Source organism: Falcatimonas sp. MSJ-15, from assembly GCF_018918265.1.
In the GTDB taxonomy this organism is placed as follows: Bacteria; Bacillota; Clostridia; order Lachnospirales; family Lachnospiraceae; genus Falcatimonas.
Genome location: NZ_JAHLQC010000057.1, coordinates 1 through 1128, shown reverse-complemented (window position 1 = coordinate 1128; position 1128 = coordinate 1). Strand labels below are relative to the sequence as shown.

The 1128-nt window shown below is 47.2% G+C and carries 8 tRNA genes and 1 rRNA gene; all 9 read right to left on the bottom strand.

Annotated elements, in window-relative coordinates:
• Window positions 1-146 precede the first annotated feature (146 nt).
• Window positions 147-220, bottom strand: a tRNA-Arg gene (locus KQI85_RS16335).
• A gap of 22 nt (window positions 221-242) precedes the next feature.
• Window positions 243-328: transfer RNA gene (locus KQI85_RS16330), tRNA-Leu, on the bottom strand.
• Window positions 329-333: 5 nt separating this feature from the next.
• Window positions 334-406 (bottom strand) — tRNA-Val (locus tag KQI85_RS16325).
• Between the two features lie 40 nt (window positions 407-446).
• A tRNA-Asp gene (locus KQI85_RS16320) sits at window positions 447-520 on the bottom strand.
• A gap of 24 nt (window positions 521-544) precedes the next feature.
• Window positions 545-618 (bottom strand) — tRNA-Ile (locus tag KQI85_RS16315).
• 24 nt (window positions 619-642) lie between these two features.
• A tRNA-Thr gene (locus KQI85_RS16310) sits at window positions 643-715 on the bottom strand.
• Window positions 716-738: 23 nt separating this feature from the next.
• A tRNA-Glu gene (locus KQI85_RS16305) sits at window positions 739-810 on the bottom strand.
• A gap of 52 nt (window positions 811-862) precedes the next feature.
• Window positions 863-934: transfer RNA gene (locus tag KQI85_RS16300), tRNA-Asn, on the bottom strand.
• A gap of 75 nt (window positions 935-1009) precedes the next feature.
• Window positions 1010-1128: ribosomal RNA gene (locus KQI85_RS16295) — 23S ribosomal RNA — on the bottom strand; the annotation flags it as partial.

Genomic DNA, 1128 nt, shown 5'->3' with positions numbered 1-1128 from the left:
TCCTTCAGATTCTACCTTGCGATAGACACCCTTGCTGTTCGGCTGTACACTTCCCACTATCTGGGCATGTTTGGGACTTGCACCCGTTAGAGCGCGCCCATGGCGCGCAAACACAAAAAAGGAAGCTATCCGCTTCCTCTAAATAACGTGCGTGAGAAGATTCGAACTCCCGACACCTTGGTCCGTAGCCAAGTGCTCTATCCAGCTGAGCTACACGCACATAAACATCTTCTACTTTTTAATGCCGGCGACCGGAGTCGAACCGGTATGGGAGATTAGTCCCGCAGGATTTTAAGTCCTGTGCGTCTGCCTATTCCGCCACGCCGGCATAAATGGGACCAATAGGGCTCGAACCTATGACCCCCTGCTTGTAAGGCAGGTGCTCTCCCAGCTGAGCTATGATCCCACATAGAAAATATTAAATTACTTATATCTTTCGATATAAACGACCCGGATGGGGTTCGAACCCACGACCTCCGCCGTGACAGGGCGGCGCTCTAACCAGCTGAGCCACCAGGCCAAATACCTTATATAGTAAACAGAATGGACCTTCGGGGACTCGAACCCAGGACCGACCGGTTATGAGCCGGTTGCTCTAACCAACTGAGCTAAAGGTCCAAAGTAAACCACTTTGGTTACATAAGCCGACAATCGGACTTGAACCGATAACCTGCTGATTACAAATCAGCTGCTCTGCCAATTGAGCCATGTCGGCATATTCAATGTTTACTATATAAATGACTCCAAGGGGATTTGAACCCCTGTTACCGCCGTGAAAGGGCGGTGTCTTAACCGCTTGACCATGGAGCCTAACAAAAAAATTATAACATACGCTTCTTATTATGTCAACTACTTTTTTTAACTCCCCGAGTAGGGCTCGAACCTACAACATCACGGTTAACAGCCGTGCGCTCTACCATTGAGCTATCGAGGATTATTATATATTCAAAACTACACACTGAAATTATATCTTTTTAAAATCCTTTTTTCTGAGGTTAACCTCTTTTTCTTGGTTAAGTCCTCGACCTATTAGTAACAATCAGCTGCACGTGTTACCACGCTTCCACCTTTGTCCTATCTACCTTGTCGTCTTCAAGGGGTCTTACAGCTTGCGCTTGGGATATCTCA